Annotated in this window: 16 protein-coding genes; 9 read left to right on the top strand and 7 right to left on the bottom strand. The window is 73.8% G+C overall.

Annotation, left to right across the window (positions count from 1 at the left end; genetic code table 11):
* Window positions 1–203: 203 nt before the first annotated feature.
* Entirely contained in the window at window positions 204–1,088 is an 885-nt protein-coding gene (locus ACIRD3_RS12775) for an oxygenase MpaB family protein (protein WP_402214731.1), read from the bottom strand.
* A 684-nt stretch (window positions 1,089–1,772) separates the two neighbouring features.
* Here ACIRD3_RS12775 and ACIRD3_RS12770 point away from each other — a divergent pair.
* The 4 genes from ACIRD3_RS12770 (at window position 1,773) to ACIRD3_RS12755 (ending at window position 6,555) form a co-directional block, all read left to right on the top strand.
* The gene (locus ACIRD3_RS12770; protein ID WP_402214729.1) at window positions 1,773–1,991 is read left to right on the top strand and encodes a DUF6480 family protein; all 219 of its coding nucleotides are present in this window, start codon (window positions 1,773–1,775) and stop codon (window positions 1,989–1,991) included.
* Window positions 1,992–2,852: 861 nt separating this feature from the next.
* Entirely contained in the window at window positions 2,853–4,397 is a 1,545-nt protein-coding gene (locus ACIRD3_RS12765; RefSeq protein WP_402214728.1) for an alpha/beta fold hydrolase, read from the top strand.
* Window positions 4,398–4,471: 74 nt separating this feature from the next.
* Window positions 4,472–5,173 (top strand): response regulator transcription factor, encoded by a 702-nt coding sequence (locus ACIRD3_RS12760; RefSeq protein ID WP_402214726.1) that lies wholly within the window; start codon window positions 4,472–4,474, stop codon window positions 5,171–5,173.
* Window positions 5,173–6,555, top strand: a complete 1,383-nt coding sequence (locus tag ACIRD3_RS12755) for an ATP-binding protein (protein ID WP_402214724.1) — start codon at window positions 5,173–5,175, stop codon at window positions 6,553–6,555. Before ACIRD3_RS12760 ends, ACIRD3_RS12755 begins: the two co-directional genes overlap by 1 nt.
* 190 nt (window positions 6,556–6,745) lie before the next feature.
* Here ACIRD3_RS12755 and ACIRD3_RS12750 read toward each other — a convergent pair whose 3' ends face one another.
* Window positions 6,746–7,831, bottom strand: coding sequence for an SMP-30/gluconolactonase/LRE family protein (locus ACIRD3_RS12750; protein ID WP_402214722.1), 1,086 nt, complete (start codon window positions 7,829–7,831; stop codon window positions 6,746–6,748).
* A gap of 105 nt (window positions 7,832–7,936) precedes the next feature.
* Window positions 7,937–8,794: an SDR family oxidoreductase gene (locus ACIRD3_RS12745; RefSeq protein ID WP_402214720.1), complete on the bottom strand. Its 858-nt coding sequence runs from the start codon at window positions 8,792–8,794 to the stop codon at window positions 7,937–7,939.
* Between the two features lie 162 nt (window positions 8,795–8,956).
* Between ACIRD3_RS12745 and ACIRD3_RS12740 the strand changes: the two genes are divergently transcribed.
* Entirely contained in the window at window positions 8,957–9,331 is a 375-nt protein-coding gene (locus ACIRD3_RS12740) for a winged helix-turn-helix transcriptional regulator (RefSeq protein ID WP_402214718.1), read from the top strand.
* A 378-nt stretch (window positions 9,332–9,709) separates the two neighbouring features.
* Here ACIRD3_RS12740 and ACIRD3_RS12735 read toward each other — a convergent pair whose 3' ends face one another.
* Both ACIRD3_RS12735 and ACIRD3_RS12730 read right to left on the bottom strand, forming a co-directional pair.
* Entirely contained in the window at window positions 9,710–10,147 is a 438-nt protein-coding gene (locus tag ACIRD3_RS12735; RefSeq protein WP_402214716.1) for a hypothetical protein, read from the bottom strand.
* A 103-nt stretch (window positions 10,148–10,250) separates the two neighbouring features.
* On the bottom strand, window positions 10,251–10,832 hold the full coding sequence (locus ACIRD3_RS12730; protein ID WP_402214714.1) for a peptidase inhibitor family I36 protein: 582 nt from the start codon (window positions 10,830–10,832) through the stop codon (window positions 10,251–10,253).
* A gap of 176 nt (window positions 10,833–11,008) precedes the next feature.
* On the opposite strand from ACIRD3_RS12730, the gene ACIRD3_RS12725 reads away from it, so the two are divergent.
* On the top strand, window positions 11,009–12,058 hold the full coding sequence (locus tag ACIRD3_RS12725; protein WP_402214712.1) for a helix-turn-helix domain-containing protein: 1,050 nt from the start codon (window positions 11,009–11,011) through the stop codon (window positions 12,056–12,058).
* Between the two features lie 427 nt (window positions 12,059–12,485).
* Here the strand turns inward: ACIRD3_RS12725 and ACIRD3_RS12720 are convergent, their stop codons facing one another.
* Entirely contained in the window at window positions 12,486–13,316 is an 831-nt protein-coding gene (locus tag ACIRD3_RS12720; protein WP_402214710.1) for an oxidoreductase, read from the bottom strand.
* A gap of 93 nt (window positions 13,317–13,409) precedes the next feature.
* Here ACIRD3_RS12720 and ACIRD3_RS12715 point away from each other — a divergent pair, with 93 nt between their 5' ends.
* Window positions 13,410–13,991 carry a TetR/AcrR family transcriptional regulator gene (locus ACIRD3_RS12715; RefSeq protein WP_402214709.1) on the top strand — a complete coding sequence of 194 codons (582 nt, stop codon included), beginning with the start codon at window positions 13,410–13,412 and terminating at the stop codon, window positions 13,989–13,991.
* Window positions 13,992–14,123: 132 nt separating this feature from the next.
* Here the strand turns inward: ACIRD3_RS12715 and ACIRD3_RS12710 are convergent, their stop codons facing one another.
* Window positions 14,124–15,689, bottom strand: a complete 1,566-nt coding sequence (locus ACIRD3_RS12710) for a hypothetical protein (RefSeq protein ID WP_402214707.1) — start codon at window positions 15,687–15,689, stop codon at window positions 14,124–14,126.
* A gap of 174 nt (window positions 15,690–15,863) precedes the next feature.
* Between ACIRD3_RS12710 and ACIRD3_RS12705 the strand changes: the two genes are divergently transcribed.
* On the top strand, window positions 15,864–17,114 hold the full coding sequence (locus ACIRD3_RS12705; RefSeq protein ID WP_402214705.1) for a ricin-type beta-trefoil lectin domain protein: 1,251 nt from the start codon (window positions 15,864–15,866) through the stop codon (window positions 17,112–17,114).
* A gap of 76 nt (window positions 17,115–17,190) precedes the next feature.
* Entirely contained in the window at window positions 17,191–18,690 is a 1,500-nt protein-coding gene (locus ACIRD3_RS12700) for a phospholipase A2 (protein ID WP_402214703.1), read from the top strand.
* Window positions 18,691–18,846 lie beyond the last annotated feature (156 nt).

Below are 18,846 nucleotides of genomic sequence, written 5' to 3'. Positions count from 1 at the left end.
GGTCGGGCGCTCGAGAAATAGGACAACTCAGCCGATTCTTGACTCGGCTGACTGCTCGCTCCGGTCTCTCGGAACCTTGTGAAACAACCTTTAGGAGGGGAAGCCGGCACCGGCAAGAGTCTCCGCAGCCGTACGATCCGCCGGCCACCGCTTCCTGCGAACCACCGCACGACGGGGGCAGCCTGTCCGGTGCGCACGACTCCTCACGGGCTCCCGGTGTTCTCGCGCGGCGCCGTCCACAGGTCGGGGTCGTGCCGTCGACGGGCGGCGACCAGATGGGGCCCCTCCCGCCAGGACCGGGGCATGCGCAGCGCGGCCTGCCGCACGATCCTGGCCTGTGCCGTCACCAGGGGGTCCGTGATCGTCAGACCGGGAAGGCCGTACAACCGCCGGGCCCACGGGGGCAGGAGGCCGACGGCACAGCCGACCAGGGCCGCCCAGGCAGGACGGAGCGGGCTCGCGAGGAGTGCCCAGCCGCGCAGCGGAGGCGTCACGGCGAACCGCAGCGCCTCCCGGGCCGCAGGAGTCGCCCGCAGCAGGGGGCGGACGGACTCGGTGTAGGCGTCCAGCTCCGCCACGCTGGACGGAACCCGGTGGCCCGCGGGGACGCCGATCAGGCGTGCCACCCGTGACTGCTCCACGAGGTAGGCGTCGGCGTCCCGGTCACTCAGGCAGAGCCCGCTGCGCCGGGCCGCCGTCAGGAACGAGCCGACCTCCGCGCAGTGAACCCAGGTCAGCAGTTCCGGATCGTCCGCCCGGTAGGGACGGCCGGTCTCCGGATCGGTCCCGTGCACCTGCCGGTGGATCCGACGGACCCGGTCGACCGCTTCGCGCACCTGCGCGCCCGTACCGTACGTCACCGCGCCGACGAAGTGGGCCGTCCGGTACAGCCGGCCCCACGGGTCCTCACGGAAGGCCGAGTGTTGCGCCACGCCGGCCATCGCGAGGGGGTGCAGCGCTTGTAGGAGCAGGGCGCGCAGACCGCCCAGCAGCATGGACGGGTCGGCGTGCACGGACCAGGACACCGACTCCGGCGTGAACAGGCCGGCAGCCGGGACCACCGGGCGCTCGTCCCGCTCCCCGTTCACCGCGGACCGTCCGGCGCCGTGGGCGTGCCGGCCACCGGGGCCGCCGCGCCTCCGGCCGGCCGGGGCAGGGCGAGCGGACGCCGGTGCTCCGACCGGGGCGGCCTTCCGACCGGCCGGGCCGGGGCCCCGGTCACCGGTTCGACGGACATCGGTTCACCTCCAGCGGGCGCCACGGCCCCAGGATGCGACGGGGGCCGGCCGCGCTGGAACTCGCGTCGTTGTCGCAGCGATGAGGCAGCGGCGGGGGCCGCCGGACGGATCCTGATCCCGGCCGGATCCCGCGGACCCGGTGCCGGGGCCGGCCCGACGGGACATGGGCCCCGCAGGCTGCCGGCGGGGGCCCACGGAGCAGGGGGCCGGTCATCCGGCCGCGGCGCCCGGGTGGTCGAGCCAGGCGCCGCGCGAGCCCTTGGCGGAGGGCGCTTCGTGCTGCGCCCCCTGTCACCGGCCGTCCCCGCCGCACGCCCGCGGCCGGTGCCCCGGCCGGCCCCGCGTTCCGCTGCGGAAACGCTGCGATACGGAGGAGGGCGCCGACGGGGCGAGCATGGACTCGAGGGTCCGTTGCGCGGGCCGGCCGGTCGCGGTGGCGACCGCGCCCCGTGCTCGGCGGAGCGGGACCCCGGCTCGGTGCGCGGAACGGTTCCGTTCCGCGTTTCCCCGGACGTCCGGCATCGGGAGGACGACATGACCGTCGACCAGCACGTCCCCGCCCCTGAGCGTCCCGTGCCCGCGAGACCTCCCACCGAGACGCCCGAATGCGAGGCGTCGACGTGCTCCGGCATCTCGACCCCGGAGTCGGTCGAGCTGCACACGGCCTGGCCCGGCTGGATCCCCCTGCTGGTGATCGGCGTCATGGTGGTGTGCTGTGTGGGGTTCGCCGTGGGGAGGATCGCGGGATGGTGACCCGTCCGGGGTGACGCCCGACGCTGCGGACCGCGGTCGGAGCCGACCTGGCGCAGCCCGTTGTGGCGCTGGGCGGCTTCGCGGGCGCATGCGGCGACGTCCTGGCGGTGGCGCTCGCGGCGCAGCGCGTGCTGAAGATCTCACGAGTGCTCACAAAGGCGCGTGTCATCGCCTCGGGGCGGAGGGCCGCATGGCGGGCGTCCCGAGGTCGATCGCGCGACAGGTCGTGTCTCTCCGTGGCAACTCGCGGCAGCGCGTCTCATCGCCTCGGGACACGGCGGCATGGCCGAGCGCCGAGGGCGGTCGATCGCGTGAGCGCGCGCGTCATCGACTCAGCGCGCGGCCGGTGGCCCGGCGCAGAGGTCGATCGCTTGGGGTGAGTTGCCACGTGGCAGTCGTCAGCACAGGTACATGCCGCACATCGGTGATCCGGGCCGCGCTCCCTGGCAACCGGTTTTGCGGACCACCACCGTCGGACCGGCACCGCCGCTCCCGTATGCGTGGCCCAGGCGCTGCTCGGCTGCGCGTCGGAGTCCAGGTGGCCGCGGTTCGTACGTCGCGATGCGACGGCTCACCGCCGCCCAAGCCGATGACCGCTACGGCCCCGGCCGGACGCTGCCCGTCCGGGGTGTGACCGTCACTGGGCGCCGAACCGTGGCCGCCCGGCCCGCGATCCTGCGCACCTCCCGTCCCGCGGCTACGTCTTCGCTCCGCTCCCCCGCGGCTGACCGTCCGGTCGAGCCGTACCTGTCCCCCGTCGAAGTTCTTACACCGCTCTGCCGTCGCTCTGCCGGACCCCTGACGGGCGCACGGCAAGGTCGTCCTCACCACCGGGAACGAGAGGGACGGAAGGAACACACCATGACGAGGAACGGGACGACCACCGCACGCACGATCCGCCGGGCCGGGGCGGTCGCCGGAGCGGCGGCGGTCCTGCTCGCCGCACTGCCGACCGCGACCGCCTCCGCGGCGCAGGCGGCGGGCCGCTCCGGGCGGCCGGCCTGGTGTCCCGCGGTGGAGGGGCACCGGGTGGACTGCGGCACCGTCGGCCGGCCGGTGGTGGCCGGCAAGCCGTGGCTCGGCACCGTCCCGGTCGCGTACGCGGTGGTCCGCCACCGCGAGGCGGGGCCGGCGCGGGGAACCGTCGCGATCAACCCCGGCGGGCCCGGCGAGACCGCGGTCGACCGGGCCGAGGTCTTCGCCGCCGCGCTCCGTGGCGTGCTCGCCGGCCACGACGTCCTGCTCGTCGACCCGCGCGGCACCGGCCGCTCCGGCCGCATCCCGTGCGGGGTCAGCGACGCCGAGTACCGCTTCGCCGACCGCGCCGGACAGCGGGACGCGATCGCCCGGTGCGCTGCCAACCTCGGCCCCAGGGCCGAGGGTTACACCAGCGCCGCGACCGCGGACGACATCGACGCCGTCCGGGCCCGGATCGGCGCCGAATCCCTGCTGTTGTACGGGCTCTCCTACGGCACCTACCTGATGCCGGTGTACGCCGCCCGCCACCCCGGGCGGGTCGACGCCATGGTGCTGTCCGGCGCCTACCCGCTCAACGTCGACCCGCTGGCCCGGCCGAGCGCCGACGCCGTCTCCCTGGCCCTGAAGCGGGTGTGCGAGCGCAGCGGCGTCTGCGACGGGGACACCGCCGTCGCGGATCTCCGGACGGTCGCCGGGCACCTGCGCGAGCGGCCGGTGACGCTGCGGATCGACGCCGCCGGCGCCACCCGCACCCTGCGGTTCACCGAGGACAAGCTCGCCAACCTCCTGTACGAGGCCGCCAGCCGCGGCGCCGGCGAGAGCCCGGCCGAGCGCTCCCTGCTGGGCGACCTGCCGGCCGCCCTGCACGACGCCGCCGGCGGCGACGACCGCGCGCTGCGGGCCCTGGTCCGGGCCGACTACGGCGGGGCCACCCGCGAGGACCAGGCGTCCTTCCTGGCCGTGGTGTGCAACGACTACCCGCGCGCCTGGTCGGTCGACTCCCCGCTGCCGGCCCGCTGGCGCGAGTACCGCGCCGCGCTGTCGGCGGCGGACCCGGCCCGGTTCGGGGCGTTCAGCGTCGAGGGCTTCACCGAGGGCCAGACCGACGGCGCGGACGCCTGCATCCAGTGGCCGCGCCGCGGCACCGCCCGCCCGCAGCCGGTGGACGGCGCGCAACCGGACGTGCCCGTGCTGCTGTTCGCCGGCGACCTGGACTCCAACACGGCCGAGAGCGCCACTCGCCGGGCGGCGACGCAGTTCCGGCGCGCCACCGTCGTCGCCGTGCCCAACGTGGGACACGTGGCGGAGCTGGAGTCCACGCACTGCGCGCTCGCGATCGTGGAGGGGTTCGTCCGCACCGGCCGGCCCGGCGACACCTCCTGCGTGAACGCCGTGCCACCGATCGCCGTCGCCCCGGTACGCCGCTGACGCCCGGTGACCGCTGATGCCCCGCGGGCCGCCCGCCGCCTCCACCCACCCTCCCCACCAGCGAGAATGACGCCATGACAGACACCACCGCCGCCCCCGGCCGCACCGTGCTCGTCGTCGAGGACGACCCCGGCGTCCGCACCACCCTGGACCAGCTCCTGCGGTTCGAGGGCTACCGGGTCCTGACCGCCGGCGACGGACAGGAGGCCCTGGAGCTGCTGGAGCACCGGCGCCCCGACCTCGCCGTCGTGGACGTGGTCATGCCCCGCCTGGACGGACTGGCCCTGTGCCGGATGCTGCGTCGGCGGGGCGACCGGCTGCCGGTCCTGGTCCTCACCGCCCGGCACCAGCTCGGCGACCGGGTCGCCGGGCTGGACGCCGGGGCCGACGACTACCTGGCCAAGCCCTTCGCCACCGAGGAACTGCTGGCCCGGATCCGCGCCCTGCTGCGGCGCGCCACGACTCCGCCCGAGCCGGGCCTGCTGGCCTGCGAGGACCTCGTGCTCGACCCCGCCCCCCGCCTCGCCCACCGCGGCGGGCGGCCGCTCGACCTCACCAAGACCGAGTTCGACCTGCTGGAACTGCTGCTTCGCAACCAGGGCGTGGTACTCACCCGCCCGCAGATATACGAGCGGATCTGGGGCTATGACTTCGACACCGACTCACGTTCGCTCGACGTCTACATCGGCTACCTGCGCCGCAAGACCGAGGAGTGCGGAGAGCCCCGGCTGATCCGGACCGTCCGCAACGTCGGCTACCTCGTGGCGGCCGCGTAGTGCTGCGCACCAGGATCACCCTCGTGGTGGTGGCCGCCACCCTGCTGGCCATCGCCGTCACCGTCGTCACCTCCTACCGTGGCGTCACCGGGATGGTCGCCGACCGGTTCGACCGGGCGCTCGTGGACCGCGCGGACGCCGTGACCGCCGTCCTCGACGCCGGCCGGGTGCCCGGTGAGCGGCCCGACACCACCGAACAGCTGCTCCTGCCGGACGGCACGGTCCGCCCCCTCTCCCCCGGCCGCGCGACCCTGCCCGCCCCGCCGGGCGCCCTCGCCGTGGCGCGTACCGGAGAGGGCGTGCGAACGGACGAGATCACCGTGGGGGACGCCACCTACGGCGTGCTGACCCAGGGCCGGGGCGAGGGCCTCGGCGCCCTGATGGTCGGTCAGGACTACGCGGATCCCGAGCGCGTGGACCAGGCGTTCCTGCGGCAGATCGGCTGGACCACGGCCGCCGCGGCCGGCGCCTGCGCGGCCCTCAGCTGGCTGCTGATCGGCCGGATCCTGCGCCCGATGCGGCGGTTGGCCCGCGCCACCGAGCGGATCAGCTCGACCCAGGACCTCGCCACCCCGCTGCCGGCGGCCGGCCGGGACGAGGTCGGCCGGCTGACCCGGGCGTTCGAGGTCATGCTCGACGCGCTGCGCCGTTCCCGGGATGCGCAGCAGCGGCTGGTCCAGAACGCGAGCCACGAGCTGCGCACGCCGCTCACCTCGGTGCGCGGGAGTGCGGAGCTGCTGCAGCGGGCCCGGGGCAGGCTCGCGCCGCAGGACGAGGAGAAGATCCTGGCCACCCTGGTCGCGGAGAGCGTCGCGCTGGACGACCTGGTGCGCGAGCTGGTCGAGCTGGCCACCGACCGGCAAGCCGACGAGGATCCGGTCCTGCTCGACCTGGCGGCGGCGGCCGAGGACTGCGCCGACCGGTTCCGGCGCCGCACCGGACGGGTCATCGCCGTGACCGTCGGGGGGACGGAGCCGGGTCCCGACGGGAGCGGGGGCGTCGCCGTGCTGGCCCGGCCGCGCGCGCTGCACCGCTGCGTCGACAACCTGCTGGCCAACGCCGTCAAGTTCAGCCCCGACGACACACCGGTCAGCGTGAGCGTCCGGGTCGAGGTGCGGGGCTCCGGGCGGGCAGCCGTCCGTCGGGCCACGCTGTCGGTGCGCGACCACGGGCCGGGGATCGGCCCGGACGAGCAGCACGCCGTCTTCGACCGCTTCTACCGCGGCGCCGGCACCCAGTCCGTCCCGGGTTCCGGGCTGGGGCTGGCGATCGTCCACGACCTGGTCACCGCCGACCGCGGCACCGTGTTCGCGGGCACCGCGCCGGGCGGCGGCGCCGAGATCGGCTTCACCCTGCCCGAGGCCCGGCGACCCGGGGGCTGACCGCCCAGGGCGGCGGTGCGGGGCCGGCCTCAGTGCGCGGCGGCGGTGAGCGGGTGAGGTGGGCCGGCGGGCGGCCGGGCGGACGGGTGGACGGCGCGGGGCCGTATGGCCCCCTGGCCTTCGGCGCGGACCCCGGCACCTGTCCGCGTCAGGGCCCGCGCCGCGCGTGTCGGGCGTCCCCGACCGGGCCTCAGCGCAGCGGCAGGCTCTCGATGGTGAAGGCCGGGCTGGTCAGCGGTTCGCCGTAGAGGTAGGTGTCCATCTGGGAGTTGGTCACCAGCAGCCGGTCCCCGCTCACGGCGACGCCGGTGGTGGTGTCGGCGCCGGGGAAGGTGCGTTCGGAGACGACGACTGCCCGGGTGCTCCCGGCGGACAGTCGCAGTTCGGTGACCTCGTTGTTCACCGAACGCGCGACGTACAGGGTGTTTCCCCGCCGGACGATGCCGTCGGCGCTGGGCAGCGGCGGTGCGTCGATCCTGCGGACACCGCCGGTGGTGAGGTCGAGCCGGTAGAGGGCGCCGCTGTACCAGTAGCCGATGATCAGCGACGTGCCGTCGGGGGCGGTGGTGATGCCGTTGCCGTTGGACTGGCCGGCCACGTAGTCCGGCAGGTGGTAGGCCACCCGCAGGGTCCGGTGGGCGCCGGTGGCGGGGCCGTCCACCTCGGCGGCCGGAATCCGGTAGACCACGGCGCGCAGCGAGTCGGTGATGTAGACGTCCCCGTTGGGGGCCACGGCCGCGTCGTTGACGAGGGTCTGTTCGCCGGTATCAGGGACGGTGTAGGCCGCGACGAGCCTCCCGGAAGTGCTGTAGACGAAGAAGCGCCCGGTGAACGCGCCGGCGACCAGCAGGCGGTTGCCGGTGATCTTGATGCCGGTGGCCTGGGTGCGGCCGTCCTGGCCGGCCGGCAGGAAGGGTTCGAGCGTGGTCGCCCCGGGGCGTCCCCGGTAGACGGTGCCGTCGCCGATGCTGCCGGCGTAGACGAAGTGGCGGTCGGCCGCCACGCTTTCGGGGAACGCGCGGCTGCCGTCGAGGGTGATCGCCTGGGCACCGTTCCCGCCCTGGGAGGCGTGGGCGGGGGCGGGGTCACCGGGGGTGGCGGCGGTCGCGGGAAGCGTGAACGCGGTCAGGGCCGCGGAGGTGGCGGTAAGGGTGACGAGCGCGCGCCGCCCGATGACGCGGACGGTCCTACGGGCGGACGCGGCGCGGGTGGACGCGGTGTGCGGGGGAACGGTGTGCGGGGGAACGGTGTGCGGGGGAACGGTGCGGGAGGACATGGTCGGCAACTTTCCGGGTGATGGCAGGGTCGTACACGGTCATGGAACGAGGGGTGAGCGCCTCGCGGCGGTCCGGGCGCGACGGCCGCGGGGGCGAGCGGACGGTCAGCGCAGCGCGGCGGCGATAGCGTCGGACAGCGCGGTGGCCGGCCGGCCGATCAGGCGGCTGAGGTCGCCGGATCCCGTGTACAGCTCGCCGCGGCTCATCCCGAGGTCGGCGTCGGCGAGGACGTGCGCCAGTTCGGCGGGCAGGCCGACCCCGGTCAGCGCCTCGGTGAGCCGGTCCGCGGGCAGATCGGTGTAGGCGATCGGCTCCCCGGTGGCCGCCGAGACCGCCTCCGCCAGCTCGGCCAGGGTGAACGCCTCGTCCGCACCCAGCTCGTACACCGCGCCCGCGTGGCCCTCGCCGGTCAGCACGACGGCGGCGGCCTCCGCGTAGTCGGCGCGCGACGCGGCGCTGATCCTGCCCTTGCCCGCGGCTCCGATCACCGTCCCGTGCCGACGGAACAGGGGCAGTTGGGCGGTGTAGTTCTCCAGGTACCAGCTGTTGCGCAGCAGTGTGCTGGGGACCTCGCGGTCGCGCAGGTACTCCTCGGTGGCGCGGTGGGTGCGGGCCAGGATGCTGGTCGCCGTGTCGGCCTGCGTCATGCTCGTGTACGCCACCAGCGACACGCCGGCCGCCACTGCCGCGTCGACGGCCCGGCGGTGGTTGGCCGACCGCTCGTCCACGGCGGTGGTGGACACCAGCAGCAGCCGGTCCGCTCCCTGGAACGCCGCCGCGAGGCTGTCCGGCTCCGCGAAGTCCGCCCGGCGCACCACGACGCCGCGGTGGCCGAGGTCTTCGATGCGTGCGGTGTCCCGTCCGGTCGCGACGATGTCCGCGGCCGGGACTCCGCGCCGCAGCAGCGCCTCGACGGTGAGCCTGCCCAACTGGCCTGAGGCTCCGGTGACGACGATGGACATGAGATCGCCCCTTCCTGCCGCGAACTCTCCTCGCGGCGTGACGAACCCCAGATTGACCTGCTCACTCTCCATTGGTAAGTAGCCACTTGCTGGTAAGGTGACCACCTCCGGGAAAGTATCGAGGTGAGTGGAATGGCGACCGCCGAGAATGTGACGGAGCCCATGGCGTCATGGGACCCGTACACGCGCGGCTGCCCCTCGCGCGACCTGCTCGACCAGATCGGCAGCAAGTGGGCGGTGCTCGTGCTGGGCGAACTCGGCAAGCACGGAGCCTGCCGGTTCACCCAGTTGCGGCAGCGGCTGGCCGGGGTGAGCGAGAAGATGCTCACCCAGACGCTGCGCACGCTCGAACGCGACGGACTGGTCCGGCGGACCGTGTATCCCGAGGTGCCGCCCCACGTCGAGTACGACCTGACCCCCCTCGGCCAGACACTGCGGGGACCACTGCGCGTACTCACCCAATGGTCGGTGGAGCACGTCGGCGAAGTCCTCGCCGCACGCCAGGAGTACGACGTCCGCGCCCAGGGCGCCGCCTGAGCCCCGCGCCCTACGGCCGTACCCACCCGCGCAGGTCGCCGACGTGACCAGCTCCCGGCCCGAGCTCCTCGACGGGCCAGGTGGCCAGGGTGGCGGTGCGGGTGAGGTGGAGGCCAACGGTGTCGATGCGAGGGTGGTCGACGGCGCTGGGTCACCACCTTTCACCAGCGAACGGGCCGTCAGAACCGGCTGCGCCGTGCGGCGGGCCGGACGGCGGGCCGGACGGGCGGGCCGGACGGGCGGGGCCTGAGCCGGGGGCGGGCAGGACAGCCGTCCTGGGTGTGCGAGGGCAGGTCGGCCGACGGAGCCCGGTCCGTGCCGTGCGTCCGACCGGTCCTCGGCCTGGCCCCCTCGGTGCGGCCGGGAGACGACCGCGGTCTACAGGCGAGCCATCGCCTCGGCTCGCATCCCGTTGAACAGCTCCTTCACCGCGTCGGGGTCGTCCACGCCCTCCGCCGCGAAGCCCAGGATGGCGTTCAGTCCGGCGACGGCGAGATCCCGGGTCGGACCGACGTCGCTTCCGGCACTAACGGCCCACGACCGGAACGTGCGCGTCGTCGCCGCGAGCATACCGGCGAGAATCCCCTTGCTGAACTCGGCGGCCGCGGCCCGCTGCTGCTCCTCGGGCAGATCGGTGATCCCGGTCGCCGCCAACGACACGCCGCGAAGTACCTCGCCGACGAACTCGGCAACCACCGCGGCCAGCGGCTCCTCATCCTGACCGGTGCCGGCCAGGGCATCGATCGCCTCGGTGTCCTGGGCCCACGCGGCTTCGAGGGCCGCGATCGCCCGCAGCGCCTGATCCATAGTCAGCATGGCAGCACCGTAGCCGCCGCCGCGCGACGGCCGAGCCGGATTGGCGCGATCACGGTCGCGGCCCGAGTCCTCAGGCCGCGACCAGCGGTTGATCAGGCGGCTCCTAGCAGGGGCTGAGCCACCCGACCCAGCCCCAGGGGGCGGCGGGGTCCGAGCTGTAGCCGCCGGGCGACGTCCAGCCGAGGTTGCCGTTCCGGTCGTAGAACTTGGCGTGCAGGGCGGCCCGTTGGTTGTTGATCCACGAGCCGGTCCCGTACCAGGGAATGCTCACCGGGAAGTTGCACGTGAAGAGCGTCAGGACGTCACCGGTGTAGTCGGTGCCGCTGTAGGCGCACACGTACGTGTACGGGCAGGAGGCGGCCAGGCTCGTCGCGTCACCCGCCGCCGTGACGCTGCGAGCCCTCTGCTCCCCCGGGAGGGCGAGCAGCAGCTCTCCGCCGTTCAGGGCGATCTTGTTGGCCGAGACCTGGGTGCCGCCGGTGGTGGCCAGGTAGGCGTCGACGCGCCCCTGGAGGCTCTTCGCCTGGGCGTCGGTCAGGCCGAGGCCGTGGGCCTGAGCCGAGAAGTCCGGGGTCGTGGCGGCGCCGGCCGCACTCGCGGTGCCCACCAACGCGAGGAGGGTCATGACCAGCGCGGCGAGAATCCTCGCGGGCGAGCCGGAGCCGGGGGTTCGGTGCTCTGTCACGGTGTCACCTCTGGGAATCGAAGGATCGTGTCGCGTGCTGGTCACATGATTGCCGCGCACCGGCGCCCGGGTCTTTGGCGCTGCGTGCGGACTTCCTTGGCACCGGGCGCAGTCGCCGTCCGGCATGGCCGACAACCGCCTGGACGCGGCCCGGCCGCCACCCGGACCATCTCCCTGTGTTCACGTCAACTGAAGCAGGGGCGGGCGGGTCGGCACCCGAGGCGCTGGTGTCGGTCTCCACCGACGGGGTGGTTCCACCGGACCGGCTGGAGTGGTGGAGCTGCCTGATGGAGACCGACGTCATGCCCGTGGCGCTCACCTGCGACCACGAGGGCGGCTTCCGCGGGAGTGCGAAGGCGGTCGACCTGCCCGGCGCCCGGGTGGCGGAGTTCGCGTTCTCCCCGATGTCGGCCCGTCGTGGACCGGCCCAGATCCGGCGCTTCGACCCGGAGCAGTACTACCTGTTCCTGGTGCAGGGCAGCCCGATCCAGCTGGAGCAGTCCCGCAACGTCGCCGGCCTCACGGCCGGCAGCCTGGCCGTGTTCGACACCTCCCGCCCGCTGGCGGCCGACTTCTTCACCCGGGACGACCACGGGCACCGGGTCACGCTGATGCAACTGCCCCGGACCGCCGTGCCGCTGAAGGCCGACCGGATGGAGCGTCTGCTGGGCCGGTCCCTCGCCGCCCGATCGCCCGCCGGGGTGCTGCTCAGGCACTTCCTCTCCGGCTTCCTGGAGAGTGCCGGCCACGGCGGCCCCGCAGAGCTCCGCCGGACGGGCGCCATCGGTGTCGATCTGGCCGCCGCCTACTTCGCGGGCCTGCTCGACGCGCACGACGCGCTGCCCGTGGAGACCCGGGAGCAGGTACTGCTAGCGCGCATCGACACCTTCATCGAGCACAACCTGGGAGACCCGGAGCTGTGCCCGGCCGTCATCGCCGCGCACCACCACATCTCGCTGCGTACCCTGCACCAGCTGTTCCGGACGCAGCCCGAGACGGTCGCCGCCACGATCCGCCGTCGCCGTCTTGAGCGCTCCCGTGTCGACCTCGTCGACCCGCGGCTGCACCACCGCACGATCGGGGACGTCGCCGCCCGCTGGGGATTCCGCGCGCACGCGAACTTCAGCCGTGCGTTCCGCACCGCGTACGGCGTGGCACCCAGTGATATCCGAGGGCCCGATCCGCAGGGACGGGGCGTCGAGGACGTCAGTCGCCGCGGAGGCTGACAAAGGTGGCCGTGGGTGGCCGACCGGGACGGAGAACGAGGAGCCGAGGCGCTCGGCCGGGAGCAGCCGCTCGGTGGACGGTTCGTCGGTCGCGGCACTCGCGCGCGAGAACGGCTGGGCCGGTCGTGGGCGTCCTGATCGGTGCCGTGGTGGAGGTCCTCCGGCCGGTGGGGCGGTGAAGACGACGGATTTCTGTGCCGGTACCGGGTGCCGATTATCCGGACGACGGGCTGGCCGCGTGAGCTCGGCTTCCGGAGTTCCGACCGGGGTGGATCGCATCGGATACGGCCGTCCATCCGCACGAAGCCCTGTTCACGAGTTGCGACAGCACTTGTCGACGAGTTTGGGAGGCACTTGAGCGGCGACGGCCGTCGAACGGTTCGCGAGTTTCGACAGCACCCCGCGGGCCTCGGCTGTCGAGGATGGTTCAGCGCGGCAGGCCGATGGCGCGGGAGATGACGGTGTCGAAGGTGCGGTCGGGCAGGAGGCGGCGCAGGGCGAGGAGGGGGCGGGCGCCGAAGCCGGTGGCGTAGCGGGTCTTGGGGCGGCGGGCGGTGACGGCCTTGGCGATGGCGTCGGCGATGACGGAGGGCGGGGAGTTGCGGTTGGCGTTGGCCTCGGAGCGCAGGGAGGAGGCGACGGCGGCGGCCTGGGCGGCGTAGGCGCCGCCGGTGGAGGACTTCTCCAGCTTGTCGGCGGCGATGGCACCCCATTCGGTGGCGATGCCGCCCGGCTCGATGACGACGACGTCGATGCCGAAGGGCTTGGCCTCCAGGCGCAGGCAGTCGCTGAGGGCCTCGAGGGCGAACTTGGTGCCGTGGTACCAGCCGCCGAGCGGGGTGTAGATCTTGCCGCCCATGGAGGTGACGTTGACGACGGTGCCGGAGCGCCGGGTGCGCATGTGGGGCAGGACGAGCTGGGTCAGGCGGACCGCGCCGAAGACGTTGACCTCGAACTGGTAGCGGCCCTCGTCCAGGGGCACGTCTTCGAGGGCGCCGTAGGAGCCGTATCCGGCGTTGTTGACGAGCACGTCGATCCGGCCGGTCTCCGCGATGATCTTGTCGATGCCGGTCTGCATGGAGGCGTCGTCGGTGACGTCCATCGCCAGCGGGCGGATGCCGCGGTCGGCGAGCGTGGCCAGGCGGTCGGTGCGGCGGGCGGCTCCGTAGACGGTGTAGCCGAGCTCGTTGAGCTTGAGGGCGGTGGCCTCGCCGATGCCGGAGGAGGCACCGGTGACGAGGGCGGTCTTGGCGGGCATGGCGGTAGTCCTCACAGGTAAGATGAACTGTGGTTCACCATCTATCCTGAACCTCGGTTCATCTTGATGCAAGGGGAAGGGCAGGCGAGTTCCGTGACCCAGGCCAGGGCGCCGCGCGCCGACGCGGTCCGCAACCGACGGAAGATCCTCACCGCCGCCGGTGAGCAGATCACCCAGCACGGCCCCGAGGTCGGCATGGACGAGATAGCAGCCGCTGCGGGCGTGGCCGTGGGCACCCTGTACCGGCACTTCCCCACCAAGACGGACCTGGTCGCCGCCGTCGTCGCCGAGTGCGTCGCCCGCGTCGCCGACGACGCCGAAGCCGTCCTCGCCCGCGTCGCCGCCGGAGCCCGGGCCGCGGACGAGCTGACCGCCTTCCTCGGCCGCGTCATCGAGCAGTCCGTCACCGACCGCGCCGTGAAGGCGGCCGCCCGGACGCTGGGCGCGGAGCCGGGCGACCACGCCGACGAGGACCGCGCCGGCAACGCCGTCGCCGCACTCATCCGGGCAGGCCAGTCCGACGGCGACATCCACCCCGACGTCACCGTCGGTGACATCTACCTGCTGTTCTCCACCGCTCCCACCGACCAACCGCCCGCGGCCCGGGCCCGTTGGCTCGCCCTGGTCACCCCCGGACTGACCGCCGGAGCCCGGCCGGCAGACAACCGACGCTGAAGCGGACTCGGTGCCGCATCAGGCGGTGCTGTCGCTTCTCGTGAACGTCGAACACGACCGGTTCGTGGTGCTGTTCAAAGTCGCGTACATCCGCTGTCGTGACTCGTGAACAAAGCCACGGCCGGCCGGTTCTCAGGCGAAGGCCCACCACTGGTCGTCGCCGGGGTCCGGGTGGCACGGGTAGACGCCCAGGCGCAGGCCGGGGGTGGGGTCGGCGTGGCCGGGGACGTCCAGGCACATCGGCGTGGCGGTACCGTCGGACTTGACGTTGACGAGCAGGAAGGCGTTGGTGTCGTTCCACTGCAGGCGCCACAGGTGGTTGTCGGCGGCGGTGAGGTCGCAGGGGTAGAGGCCGACCTGTGAGGGAGCCGGGGCTCCGTGCTCGGGCGGGTCCACGCACAGCGCGGAGCCGGCCGGGCGGAGCGCGAACTGGTTCGCGCCGCCGGCGGCGGGCACGAGGTCGAAGGACTGCAGGTGCTCTCCACCCGCGCCGCACCGCTCCTGGACCACCGGGTGCCCCATGTTCGGGACGCCGCTCGTCGGGACGTCGATGCACAGGCCCGTCGCCAGGTTGCGGAGCGAGCGGCGGGGCGGTCCGTCGGGCGCCGCTGGGACAGGCGCGGGCGGTGGGGGTGTGGCGGCCGGCTGGGGAGAGGTGGCGGCCGGGCGGGTCGGGGCGGCGGCCGGGCGGGAGGAAGAGGTGCTGGGGGCCGCGGGGGTGCCGGCCGGGTCCGGGGGCAACGTGGCAGGGGTGGAGGCAGCCGGCGGCTCGGGTGCCGGGCTGGTGGGCGGCTGCTCCGGGGTACCGCTGGGGGCCGCGGAGTCGGGCGGCACGTTCGCGGGTTGGGTTCCCCCGCTGTCGGCGGTGCTGGGCGCCGACGGTTCGGCGGCGGGCTGGCCGCCGGGGCGCTGGGCCTGGTTGGCGATGATGACCGCGGCGAGCAGGGCGGCCAGCAGAGCCCACTGGACCGGGGTCCGCCAGCGGGTCCACCACGATCCGGCGCCGGCGGTTCGCTCACCGCCGGTTCGCTTGCGGGCGGTGGCGGGGGCCGGGGCTGGGGGCCCGTCGGTGGGGAGGGAGGCCGGGGCTGGGGGCCCGTCGGTGGGGAGCGAGGCGGTGGCCACGGGGTCGGTGCTGAAGGACGGCGGTGTCGGGGGCCGCATCTGGGGCTCGGCGGGCTCGGGAGCTCCGGCGTCTTCCGGCCTGGGCGGGACGGCGTCAGGAAGCGCTGCGGTCGGTTCGCCCGGGCGCTCCGGGTCGGACGCGACGTCAAAGTTGGAGGTGGTGTCCGTGCTGGTGGGGGGATTGTCCGCCGCTTGTCCGGCGCAGCCTGCCTCGGTCGCCGCAGGTCGCTCGGTCGGGGCGGGGACGGCGGGTATCGGGGCGGAAGGTCGCGGAGCAAGAAGGGGCTGGGCGGAGGTGGCGGCGGCGTGCAGGCGCCGGGCGTTGTCCATCGCGAGCTGCCGGGCGCGCGGGTCGTGCGCGAAGCGGTGCTCGACCACTTTGCTGAGCCGGTCCCACGGGATGATCTTCTGACCGGAGCGGTACTCGCTCCACGAACTCCTGGCCAGGCTGTAGCGCTTCTCCAGATCGCTGACCGTGCTCTCGGCGGTCAGCTCCCGCAGGAACTGCGCGAGCGCGTTGGCCTGCTCGGTGCGGCCCCGCAGCGGACCCGGCGGACGGCCGGCCTTCCCCATCTCTCCCCCTCGGATATCCGGCATGTTCGCCGGTGTTCGCAACCTGCGGCGCGCTGACCTGCGGCCCGGCCGACACGGCCCGACGGACAATCAGACCAGGTTCCAGCGTGGTGTTCCACCGCTTCCGGCAAGCCCGGCAAGCGGGTTCACCGACGACGGACGGGACCACACACGATGAACCGATCACGGCGCGGCACCGCCCTCGCCGGCCTCGCCGCCCTCGCACTCGTCACCGGCCTGGCCGTGCTGCCCGCCCAGGCGGACAGCAGTCCCAAGCTCCAGCGGCCCGCCACTACCGGCGCCCTCGGCCAAGGCGCCGCCCCCGGCGGCCCGGTCACCCGCGACCAGGTCATCGCCCGTGCCCGGCACTGGGTCGAGCAGCGGGTGGGCTACAGCCAGACGCAGTGGTGGAGCGACAGCGCGACCGGCGGGCCGTACCGGCAGGACTGCTCCGGCTTCGTCTCGATGGCCTGGCAGCTGGCGGACAGCCGCGACACCAGCGGCCTGCTCTCCGTCGCCGACAGGATCACCTGGGAGCAGCTGCAGCCCGGCGACGCGCTCGACACCCCTGACGGTGGCGGACACGTCATCCTGTTCGCCGGCTGGACGGACAAGGCCAAGGGCGTGTTCCGGTACTACTCCGAGAGCGGCGGCAGCAGGCCGGCCTCGTTGGCAACCGTCAACCGCGGAGCCGACCAGATCGCGAGGCACCCCACTGCCACGTACGTCCCCCTCCGGTACCGGAAGATCACCGACGCGCCCGCTCCCCCGCCGCCCGCTCCCCCCGCGCCGTCGGTGCGGCCGACGCCCGTGCCAGCACCGGTCCCATCCCTGTCGTCGGCACGCCCGCCGGCACCGGCGCCTCCCGCGTCCTCCGCTCCGCCGGCCAGGCCCTCCGCCACCGCAGCGCCCGGCAGCCCCTCGCCCTCGCCGACCGGACCCGTCCCTGCGCCGGCCGCGCCTGCGCGCCGACCGCTGCGGAACGTCGCGACCGGTCTGTGCGCCGACGTGCCGACGGGCGGTGTGCCGAACATGGGGCACCCGGTGGTGCAGGAGCGGTGCGGCGCGGGCGCCGGGCATCTGCAGCAGTTCGACCTCGTGCCCGGCACCGGCGGCGCGAGCGGGTTCGCCCTTCGCCCCGCCGGATCGGGACTGTGCGTGGACCCGCCCGACCACGAGGCCCCGGCCAACGCGCAGGTCGGCCTCTACCCCTGCGACTACAGCAGCGCCGACAACCACCTGTGGCTCCAGCGCTGGAACGGCGAGCACACCGCGTTCCTGCTCGTCAACGCCAAGTCCGACGGCACACCCGCGCCGATGTGCCTGGACGTCCCCGGCCACGCCGACCCCACCGAGGGCCTGCGTCTGGGCGTCTACCCCTGCCACCCGGAGTCCGGCGACGACCACTGGTGGACCCTCGCCTGACCTGCCGTCCACACGCCTCCACCGCAGCCTCGCGGCTGATCCGTCCTGCCCGGAACCACACACCGAGGAGCCCGAAATGACCCACCCCGACCCCGACTTCACGACCGGTACCGACGGACCCCCGCCCCGCCCCGGGCGGGGCAGGGCCGTGCGCCTGCTGCGGATGATCGCGCTGATCGTCGCCGCCGTCCTCGCCATCAGCGTGAGCGCCACCGCCGCCACCCGCGGCAAGCCCGCCCAGAAGAAGACCCTTCCGACGGTGAGCATGGCCGACATCGTCGCCACCAAGAACAACGTCTACGCCCTGGCCGCCGACCACTCGGCCGTCTACGAGTGGTCCGGCCTGGGCACCGAGTGGCTGCAGATCCGCGGCCCCGTCAAGAACCTGTACGCCGGACCCGACACCCTCTACGCCACCGACGGCACCACCGGGGACATCTGGCAGTACCGGCCGACCCTCGAGGAAGCGGCCGACTACGGCGGGTGGACCAGGATCGGCACCCCCGGCGCGAACTTCGTCGTCGCCGACGGCCACCTCTACGGACTCGCCCCCGACAAGAGCGCCGTCATGGAGTACACCGGCACACCGAAGAACCCCACCGCCTGGAAGGGCGTCCGTGGCCCCGCCGGCCAGATCTACGGCGGGAAGAGCCTCTACGCCACCAACCCCGCCACCGGCAACATCCAGCAGTACAACCGCTCCAAGAACGACTGGACGGAGATCGGCGGGCCCGGCAGCACGTTCACCGCCACCGACCGCAACCTCTACGGACTCGCCCCCGACAAGAGCGCCGTCATGGAGTACACCGGCACCCCCTGGAAGTGGAAGCCCGTCGGCGACGCGGCCGGCCGGCTCTACAGCGGGAACACCCTGTACGCGACGAACCCCGCCACCGGTGACCTCTACAAGCACAACGGCAACGGCAAGTGGAACCGGATCGGCGGGCCCGGCGCCACATTCACCGAAGCCGACAACCGCGTCTACCGCCTCTCCCCCGACCACCGCACCGTCTTCCACTACACCGGCACCGGCGACGCCTGGGAGAGCCTCGGCGCCCCCACCAACCAAGCCGCGACCCTGCAGGAGAAGACCGACCGCTTCAACGAACTCATCAAGACCGGCGACGCCTCCCGCATCGCCTGGAACCGCACCCGCAACGCCAGCCGCCTCTCGAACGGAGCCTGGGACCGCTTCAAGTTCACCTTCGAATCGGACTTCTGCAACAGGCCCGCCCCGGACGTCATGGACTTCGCCGGCTTCGCCGTCTTCGACTTCAAGATGCCGTGCGCCCACCACGACTTCGGCTACCGCAACGCCAAGGAATTCCTCCTCGACGGCGATATCGGCGACGGCACCCAGGGCCCGGCGATCAAGCGCCAGGTCGACAAGATGTTCAAGGCCGACATGGACTACAGCTGCAAGACCAAGAGTGAGATCGCATGGGCCTGCCGCGCCGCCTCACAGATCTACTACTCCGCGGTGGAGCACCTCGGCAGCGACGCCCAGTGGGACAGCATCCCCGAAAAGCTCATGGACCTGCAGCGCAAGATCACCTCGCCGTCCTGGCCATCCTGACCGTCCCCCGGCGACGGGCTTCCACCACCCCACGCCCCACCCGGTCGGGGGCCCCCCCCCCGGGGGGGGGGGGCGCCCCCCCGCAGGGCCCCGCCCCCCCCCCCCCCCCCCCACCCCGGCCCCGGCCCCCCCCCCCCGGCGGCGGGGGCCCGGGTG

The organism is Kitasatospora sp. NPDC093550, assembly GCF_044764985.1.
Lineage (GTDB): Bacteria > Actinomycetota > Actinomycetes > Streptomycetales > Streptomycetaceae > Kitasatospora.
The sequence above is the reverse complement of the archived record's forward strand: the minus strand, read 5'-3'. Positions and strand labels throughout refer to the sequence as shown.